10 protein-coding genes are annotated in these 8,493 nt (G+C 67.3%); 4 read left to right on the forward strand and 6 right to left on the reverse strand.

The features are described 5' to 3' along the window. Positions 1-6: 6 nt before the first annotated feature. The 3 genes from U4012_RS13035 to gcvA form a co-directional block, all read right to left on the reverse strand. A complete protein-coding gene (locus tag U4012_RS13035; RefSeq protein WP_321799011.1) occupies positions 7-1,068 on the reverse strand; it encodes an alkene reductase in 1,062 nt (353 codons plus the stop codon). Between the two features lie 71 nt (positions 1,069-1,139). Beyond that, positions 1,140-1,448 carry an ArsR/SmtB family transcription factor gene (locus tag U4012_RS13040; RefSeq protein WP_044846683.1) on the reverse strand — a complete coding sequence of 103 codons (309 nt, stop codon included), beginning with the start codon at positions 1,446-1,448 and terminating at the stop codon, positions 1,140-1,142. A gap of 122 nt (positions 1,449-1,570) precedes the next feature. Further along, a complete protein-coding gene (gcvA, locus tag U4012_RS13045; RefSeq protein ID WP_321799014.1) occupies positions 1,571-2,470 on the reverse strand; it encodes a transcriptional regulator GcvA in 900 nt (299 codons plus the stop codon). A 120-nt stretch (positions 2,471-2,590) separates the two neighbouring features. Between gcvA and U4012_RS13050 the strand changes: the two genes are divergently transcribed. Further along, entirely contained in the window at positions 2,591-3,295 is a 705-nt protein-coding gene (locus U4012_RS13050) for an SDR family oxidoreductase (RefSeq protein WP_321799016.1), read from the forward strand. Between the two features lie 47 nt (positions 3,296-3,342). Here U4012_RS13050 and U4012_RS13055 read toward each other — a convergent pair whose 3' ends face one another. From U4012_RS13055 to U4012_RS13065, 3 genes are all read right to left on the reverse strand, one after another. Then, on the reverse strand, positions 3,343-4,482 hold the full coding sequence (locus tag U4012_RS13055; protein ID WP_124489035.1) for a patatin-like phospholipase family protein: 1,140 nt from the start codon (positions 4,480-4,482) through the stop codon (positions 3,343-3,345). Positions 4,483-4,605: 123 nt separating this feature from the next. After that, positions 4,606-4,947, reverse strand: coding sequence for a cupredoxin family copper-binding protein (locus tag U4012_RS13060; protein WP_321799019.1), 342 nt, complete (start codon positions 4,945-4,947; stop codon positions 4,606-4,608). Between the two features lie 47 nt (positions 4,948-4,994). Continuing rightward, the gene (locus U4012_RS13065; protein WP_044846687.1) at positions 4,995-5,939 is read right to left on the reverse strand and encodes a metallophosphoesterase family protein; all 945 of its coding nucleotides are present in this window, start codon (positions 5,937-5,939) and stop codon (positions 4,995-4,997) included. A gap of 244 nt (positions 5,940-6,183) precedes the next feature. On the opposite strand from U4012_RS13065, the gene U4012_RS13070 reads away from it, so the two are divergent. From U4012_RS13070 to U4012_RS13080, 3 genes are all read left to right on the forward strand, one after another. After that, positions 6,184-6,438, forward strand: coding sequence for a phosphate transporter (locus U4012_RS13070; RefSeq protein ID WP_321799022.1), 255 nt, complete (start codon positions 6,184-6,186; stop codon positions 6,436-6,438). A 79-nt stretch (positions 6,439-6,517) separates the two neighbouring features. Then, positions 6,518-8,272: an ABC transporter permease subunit gene (locus U4012_RS13075; protein ID WP_321799024.1), complete on the forward strand. Its 1,755-nt coding sequence runs from the start codon at positions 6,518-6,520 to the stop codon at positions 8,270-8,272. A gap of 11 nt (positions 8,273-8,283) precedes the next feature. Then, positions 8,284-8,493: ATP-binding cassette domain-containing protein (locus tag U4012_RS13080; protein ID WP_415750375.1), on the forward strand; the 210-nt coding region annotated here is incomplete at its 3' end.

Here is an 8,493-nt window from a genome sequence, read left to right on the forward strand (position 1 = left end):
CGGCCGTCAGGCCGCGTCGCTGAGCGCCGGGTAGTCGGTGTAACCCGTCTCGCCTTCGGCGTAGAACGTCTCCGGCACCGGCTTGTTCAGCGGTGCGCCGAGTTCGAGTCGACGCGGCAGGTCCGGATTCGCGATGAACAGCTTGCCCCACGCGATCGCGTCGGCGTGGCCGCTCGCGAGCGTGTCCTGCGCCGATTCGAGCGTGAACTGCTCGTTCGCGATCAGCGGGCCGCCGAACGCTTCCTTCAGACGCGGGCTCAGCTGGTCGCCCGAATACGATTCACGCGTGAAGATGAACGCGATCTTGCGGCGGCCGAGTTCGCGTGCGACGTAGCCGAACGTCGCGGCCGGATCGGAATCGCCCATCGTGTGCGCGTCGCCGCGCGGTGCGAGGTGCACGCCGACACGGCCCGCGCCCCACACGTCGATCGCCGCGTCGACCGCTTCGAGCAGCAGGCGCGCGCGGTTCTCGATCGGGCCGCCGTACGCGTCGGTGCGCAGGTTGGTGCTGTCCTGCAGGAACTGGTCGAGCAAGTAGCCGTTCGCGCCGTGGATCTCGACGCCGTCGAAGCCCGCCTTCTTCGCGTTTTCCGCGCCCTTGCGATACGCGGCGACGATACCCGGAATTTCATCGATGTCGAGCGCGCGCGGCGTCACGTACGGACGCGGCGGCCGCACGAGGCTCACGTGACCGCCCGCGGCGATCGCGCTCGGCGCGACCGGCAGGTCGCCGTCCAGGAACACCGGATCGGAAATCCGGCCGACGTGCCAGAGCTGCAGCACGATGCGGCCGCCCGCCGCGTGCACGGCCTGCGTTACGCGCTTCCAGCCTTCCACCTGCTCGTCGGACCAGATGCCCGGCGTGTCCGCGTAGCCGACGCCCTGCGGCGTGACCGAAGTCGCTTCGCTGATGATCAGGCCGGCCGATGCGCGCTCGGCGTAATAACGGGCCATCAGGTCGTTCGGCACGCGGGCTTCGCTTGCGCGGGCACGGGTGAGCGGCGCCATCACGACGCGGTTCGGCAGGGTCAGGTCGCCGAGGGTAACGGGGTCGAACAGGGTGGGCATGGAGATAACCTTTTCACGAAAGACGGGATGGCCGTCGCGTCGTGCGCGGCGGGTGGCCCGCATGGCCTGGGTCAGAGTTCGCGACGCAGGGCGTCGAGAAATGCGTCGATGACGGCCTCGTTGCGCTGGAAGAACGCCCATTGGCCGATCCGCGTCGACGTCACGAGCCCCGCGCGCTGCAGCGTCGCGAGGTGCGCGGAAACCGTCGACTGCGACAGCCCGCAGCGCGCGTCGATCTGCCCGGCGCAGACGCCGTGGTCGTACGGCAGCGTCTGCTCCGGGAAATGCGCGCCCGGCGTTTTCAGCCAGACGAGGATTTCCCGGCGCACGGGGTTCGAGAGCGCTTTCAGGATCGCGTCGATGTCGAGTTCGGTCGGCATGGAAGGGCGTGGTGTTCTGGGCAAACGGGTATCGTCGATGGGCGAATCATATATCGGAAAATAACGATATGCGCGAAGGCACTCATGGAAGTGGGGTTGTTGGTCGGTCGGACTTCAGCGCGTCACCCGTTCCCGTACTGCGCGAACAGCCACCGCCGCATCGCATCGAGCGCTTCCGAGTGCGCACTGGCCTGCGGAAAGACGACGTAAAACCCGAGCGACATCGGAAACGAAAAGTCGAACACGCGCCGCAGCCGGCCTTCCGCGATATCGCGTTCGACCAGCGGCTCGCTCGTCAGCGCGATGCCCTGGCCGGCGACCGCGGCGTCGATTGCGAGCAGCGACTGGCTGAACCGCGGCCCTTTCGTCGGATCGGCCCGGCCTTTGCCGCCGAGCTTGTCGATGAACTCGGGCCACAGATCGTGCGCGTCGTGCAACAGCACGTGCTTGGCGAGGTCCGCGGGCGTCCGGATCGGCGAGCCGCTGTCGAGCAGTTTCGGGCTGGCGACGGCAAAGATGTCGAGCGGAAACAGCAACTCGGCGACCAGGCCGGCCGGGAACGGCGGCTTGCTCAGTCGAATCGCGATGTCGACGCCGTCGGCCCGGAACGACGCCAGCCTTTCGTCGGCGATCACGCGCACCTCGATGTCGGGATGCAGCCGGCCGAAGTCCGACAGGCGCGGAATCAGCCACTTCGACGCGAACGACGGCGTCGTGCTGACCGCCAGAACCGTCGGGCGCTGCCCGAGCGCGTCCGTGGCGTCGGAGATGATCTGCAGCGCACGCTGGACCGACGAAAAATACTCGAGCCCTTCGCGCGTCAGCGCCAGCCCCCTGGGCAGCCGCCGGAACAGCTGAACCTCCACGACGTCCTCCAGATGCCTGACCTGTTGCGCCACCGCGCCCTGGGTCACGCCGAGTTCGTCGGCGGCCAGCCGGAAATTGAGGTGTCGCGCGGCGGCCTCGAACGCGCGAAGCGCATTGAGCGGCGGGAACCGGCGGGTACGCGATAGCGCCTTCATGCAGTAGAAATTCTACAGGGTGGGTGGAGAAATCATGGTTCGACAAGCCGATTATAGAGCCCTACAGTGCTGCCATGGACGATGATCGCGGCGCTGCGCCGACCCATTCAGGAGAACAGCATGACTGTAGAGAAAGTGGCTTTGGTGACGGCGGCGGGCAAGGGCATGGGCGCCGCGATTGCGCGGGATCTCGCGAGCAACGGTTATCGCGTCGCGCTGATGTCGCCGTCCGGCAGCGCGGTCGAACTGGCGAAGGAACTCGGCGGGTTCGGCGTGGCGGGGTCGGTCACCGAAGACGCCGACATCGCGCGCTTCGTGAACGAGACGCTCGCGAAGTACGGCCGTATCGATGCGGTCGTCAACAATACCGGGCATCCGCCGAAGGGCGACCTGCTCTCGATCGACGACGACAAATGGCACGAAGGGCTCGACCTGATCGTGCTCAACGTCGCGCGCGTGCTGCGCCGCGTGACACCGGTCTTCCTGAAGCAGGGCGGCGGCGCGGTGGTCAACATTTCGAGCTTCGCGGCCGACGCGCCCGAGCAGGCGATGCCGGTGTCGTCCGCGCTGCGCGCGGCGCTCAGTGCGTTCACGCGCCTGTACGCCGACCGGTACGCGAAGGACAACATCCGCATCAATTCGGTGCTGCCCGGCTTCATCGACAGCTGGCCGGAGACGCCCGAGATCGTGGCCCGCATTCCGGCCGGCCGTTTCGGCAAGACACAGGAGATCGCGCAGACCGTGACGTTCCTGCTGTCGGAAGGCGCCGGCTACATCACCGGGCAGAACATTCGCGTCGACGGCGGCATCGTCCGCGCGCTTTAAGCCGCTGCCGGGCAGGCGGTGCGCGCGCGGACGTTGCGCCGGCTGCCTCAGTTGTGCCGTTCGCCGATCCGGTTCTCTTCCGGGCTCCAGACGCTGAGCCCTTCCGTCGGGTCCATCGGCTGATCCCACGGCCGCGCGGCGATCGCCTGCATCGTCGCGTCGAACCCGGCCTGCCGGCGCGCCGCGATGCCGTCCGGCGTGAAATCGATGTCCTTCCACTGATCGTCGCCGTCGAGCCGCGGCGCCGCGAGCTTGATCACGTGCATCGTCGTCTGGCATCCCCACGCGGCGAGCGCCTGCACGTCGGCCGACGTGCGCTCCGCCTCCGGCAGCCGCATCACCAGTTCCTTGATCACGTGGCGCAGCCGGTGAATCTGCTGTTGCCGCGCGATGTTGCCGTCCGTGCGGCTCGCGTACTGGATGTCCTTCTGCCGCTCAGACACCTGCCAGATGCTTTGCGGCTCGGGCCCGACCGGATTCCACATCTGCACCGAGAAGATGATCGAGCTGCGGCGCGGCGCATCGTCGAGCACGACCTCGACCGGCGTATTCGAGTAGATGCCGCCGTCCCAGTAGGGTGCGCCGTCGATCCGCACGGCCGGGAACGCGGGCGGCAGCGCGCCCGAGCCCATCACGTGGTCGAGGTCGAGCGGCCGGTCGCGCGAATCGAAATAGCGCATCGTGCCGGTGCACGCGTTGACCGCGCCGACGGTCAGTCGCGGCCGGCACGCATTCAGCAGGTCGAGGTCGATCAGCGACGCGAGCGTGTCGCGCAGCGGCTCGACCACGTAATACGACGCGTGCTCGACGCCGACCCGCGCGAGCGGCCCGAGCCACGCGGCGGGATTCGGCCGGAAGAATCCCGTGAGGCCCGCGCCGATCACCGCGAGTTCCGAGCCTATCTTGTCCCAGGTCGTCGGGAAGCCCGGCACGGTCACGGCGGGCCGTTCGGTGACGTGGCGCCAGAATTCGGCCATTCGCTGCGCGCGGTGCGCGGGCGCGTTGCCGGCGATCAGCGCCGCGTTGATCGCGCCGATCGACGTGCCGATCACCCAGTCGGGCTGGATGCCCGCCGCGTCCATCGCCTCGAATACGCCGAGCTGGTATGCGCCCAGTGCGCCGCCGCCCTGGAGCACGAGCACGACCTGTCCGGGTAGCTTCGGGTGTGCGGGTTGACTTGCCGTCATCGCGTGCCTCGTGGTCGGTGACGGCCGGCGGGGGCCGGCCGGTTGGAACCAGTGTAGGCGATCGGCGGGCGTCGCTCCGCGGTGCCGGATCTTCGCGCGCATGGTGCGGCGCGCTGCGCCGCGTCATTCCACGGTGATGGTCTCCTTCATGTACGGATGAATCCCGCAGAACACCTTGTAGACCCCCGGCTTGTCGAAGCGGAACGAGTAGCTCTCGTCCTGGTCGAGTGCATTCGAATGGAAGATGCCCGCGTCGTTGACGACGGTATGCGGTTCCGCGTCGAGGTTCTTCCACGTGACCGTCGTGCCGGCCTTGATCGTGGTCGACATCGGCGAAAACATGAAGTTGTGGATCGTCACGAGCGGGCCGGCCGGGGGTTGCGCGAATGCGGCGAGCGGCGTGCCGGCGGCGGCCGCGCACAGGGTCAGCGCCGCCAGCAGCGTCGAGGGCTTGAGGAAGGTCATGTCGGTCTCCTTGCGTAGCGGAATCGGGCGAGGGATCAGGCGAGGGATCAGGCCAGCGTCGTGTCGCGCAGCGACGCCGCCACGGGATGGCCGGCGAAGTCGACGGTCGTCACGCCGAGCATCGCGGGCAGCCGGTCGCGCGGCACGGTGAGCGGCACCGGGCCGGGGCCGTTGCCGGCGGTCGGCTGCGGGAACGCGGTGGAGCGCGCGGTGTGGAACGTCACGTTGCCTTCGACCTTCGACACGATCTGGTGAATGTGCCCGTTCAGCACGGTGACCGAGCCGAAGCGGCGCAGCAGCGCCATCGTCTGCGGTGCGTCGCCGGTGCCCCAGCCCCACGGCTCGTAGATGGTCCACATCGGCATGTGCGAGAACACGACGATCGGCGTGCTCGACGATTGCCCCTTCAGATCCTGCGCGAGCCACGCGAGCTGCTCGTCGCCGAAGCTGCCGAGCCCGTTCGGCTTGAAGTGCATCACGTTGACGAGCGCGACGAAGTGCACGCCCGCGTGATCGAAGCTGTAGTAGCCGCGGTTGTCCGACGCCTTGCCGAAGCGGCTGAAATATTCGGCGCCCGAGCCGTCGGTCACGTCGTGTTCGCCGGGAACCGTATGCAGCTCCGGCACGCGCAGCGCGGACAGCAGCTGCGACGCCTGGTCGAACTCCGCTGCCTTGGACAGATGCGTGATGTCGCCGGTATGGATCGCGAGCGCGGGCGTAGCGGGCATCGCGTTGACGAGCTCGATGGTCTGCCGCAGCGTGGCCGCGACGTCGGGATTCGCGTCCTTGTTGAAGCCGATGTGCGTGTCGCTGATCTGTACGAACAGCGGCCGGCCCTTGTCCGCAGGGAGTGCGGCGCCGCTTTGCGCGAGCGCGAGGTCGAACGGCGTCAGGATGCCGCCCGACAGCGTAAACAGCGTGCCGAGGCCGCCGAACGCCATGCATTGCAGGGCCTTGCGACGCGACGGGCGGGTGGGATTCGATGAAGACATGTGAGCCTCGCATTCGTGTGACGGAACCGGACGGCCGGATCGTCCTGGAGTAAGCCGGCGCCTTCGTATGCCATACCGCTGCGGCGGCGGATTTATTCCCGCGCGTTGCGAGGTTGCTCACGGCTTGCGGCGCAATGACGGACCACCGGCCGATGACCTGTCAATGTCCTGTAAGTGACACGTCACGTTTGCGTCATGTCCGCCCGATAGCCTGCGACACCGAATCACTTCTCCGGAGCCCCTCATGCCGAATCTCGCGGCAACGGAAACCAGCGGTGCGGGCGGTCATCGCACGCGCACCGTCGGCTTCGCGCCGTTCTTGCCGATCGTTGCCTGCGGCATCGTCTACGTCGGCGTTCAGCTGAGCGCGGATCCCGGTCCGGTCAAGGAGGGTTCGGTCCTGCCGATCATGCTGCCCGCCGTCGCGCGGGTGCTGGTCTTGCCTGCGTCGATCGCGCGTTCGGCGGTCCTGTGCCGGGCCCGCAACAAGCCGTTCTGAGCCGCGCCGGCTAACGGCGCATCCGGCCGCGCGTCAGCGGCCGATCCCATCGATTTTCAATTCGACCAAGACGCTACCGATGGATATCAGTTTCTTCGATCCGAATCGCACCGCCAACGCGTCCGCGTGGCGCGTGCTCCCCAACCGCTGGGATGCGGTCGCGTTTCCGCTGATCATCGGCATACTCGCAATGGCGATCGTCGGCTTTCATCAGACGATGGCGCCGATCGCCGTGCTGCAGACGCAGAAGATCTCGCTCGACCCGTCGAACCTCCCCGAATACGCGTTGCGCACCACGCTGCGGATGCTCGCCGCGATGGTCGCGTCGCTGGTGTTTACGCTCGTCTACGGCACGCTCGCCGCGAAAAGCCGCCGTGCCGGCATGGTGCTGATCCCGATCCTCGACATCCTGCAGTCGGTGCCGGTGCTCGGCTATATCTCGTTTACGGTCACGTTCTTCCTCGCACTGTTCCCGGGCCGCGTGCTCGGCGCCGAGCTCGCGGCGATCTTCGCGATCTTCACGAGCCAGGCGTGGAACATGACGTTCAGCTTCTACCAGTCGCTGCGCACGGTGCCGCGCGACCTGAGCGAAGTGTCGCGCGGCTTTCACCTGACGCCGTGGCAGCGCTTCTGGAAGCTCGAAGTGCCGTTCTCGATGCCGGGGCTGATCTGGAACATGATGATGTCGATGTCGGGCGGCTGGTTCTTCGTCGTCGCGTCGGAGGCCATCACCGTCGGCAACCAGACGATCACGCTGCCGGGCATCGGCGCGTATCTCGCGCAGGCGATCGCCGACAAGAACCTCGGCGCGGTGGGCTGGGTGATCGTCGCGATGTCGGTCGTGATCCTCGCGTACGACCAGTTCCTGTTCCGCCCGCTCGTCGCGTGGGCCGACAAGTTCCGGATGGAGAACACCGCGTCGGGCGATGCGCCGCAGTCCTGGCTGCTCGACATGCTGCGCCGCACGCACCTGATTCACCAGCTGCTCGTGCCGGCCGGCTGGCTGCTGTCGCAGGCCGCGCGGATTCCGTTGCGCGTGCCGGCGCTCACGGGCAAGCGCTCGCGCGGCACGTCGGCGCGCGGTTCGTCGCGCGTCGGCGATATCGTGTGGGGCGCGTTCGTGATCCTGCTGACGGTGTACGTCGGGTGGCGCGTCGTCAGCTTCGTCGCGACCGGCGTGACGATGGGCGAGGTCGGCCATGTGCTGGTGCTCGGGCTGATCACGTTGCTGCGCGTGCTGGTGCTGATCGCGATCGCGTCGGTGGTCTGGGTGCCGCTCGGCGTGCTGATCGGGCTGCGCCCCGCGCTGGCCGAGAAGATCCAGCCGCTCGCGCAGTTCCTCGCCGCGTTCCCGGCGAACCTGCTGTTCCCGGTGTTCGTGATCGTGATCGTCCACTTCCATCTGAACGCGGACATCTGGCTGTCGCCGCTGATCGTGCTCGGCACGCAGTGGTACATCCTGTTCAACGTGATCGCCGGCGCGATGTCCTATCCGAACGACTACAAGGAAGCGACGAAGAACTTCCGCATTCGCGGCTGGCAGTGGTGGCGGCAGGCGATGCTGCCCGGCATCTTCCCGTACTACGTGACCGGTGCGATCACCGCATCCGGCGGCGCGTGGAACGCGAGCATCGTGTCGGAGTTCGTGCAGTGGGGCGACACCAGGGTCGTCGCGCATGGCCTCGGCTCGTACATCGCACAGATGACCGCCGCCGGCGATTTTCCGAAGATCATCCTGGGCATCGCCGTGATGTCCCTGTTCGTTACCCTGTTCAACCGTCTGCTGTGGCGTCCGATGTACGCCTATGCGGAATCCCGGCTCCGTCTCGATTGAGAGTAAGCGCGATGCAAAACCAGACCGTAATCAACGCCCCTGTCCAGACGTCCCAGCCGCTTCAGCCGCCGCGCCTCGGCGAGGAAATCCTGCGCGTCGAACATGTGAATCGCGGCTTCAACAAGTCGCAGGGCGAGTTGCTCGTGCTCGACGACGCGAACCTGTCGCTGCGCGAAGGCGAGATCGTCGGGCTGCTCGGCCGTTCGGGCTCGGGCAAGTCC

This window comes from Burkholderia sp. BCC1988 (genome assembly GCF_905339895.1).
GTDB lineage: Bacteria > Pseudomonadota > Gammaproteobacteria > Burkholderiales > Burkholderiaceae > Burkholderia.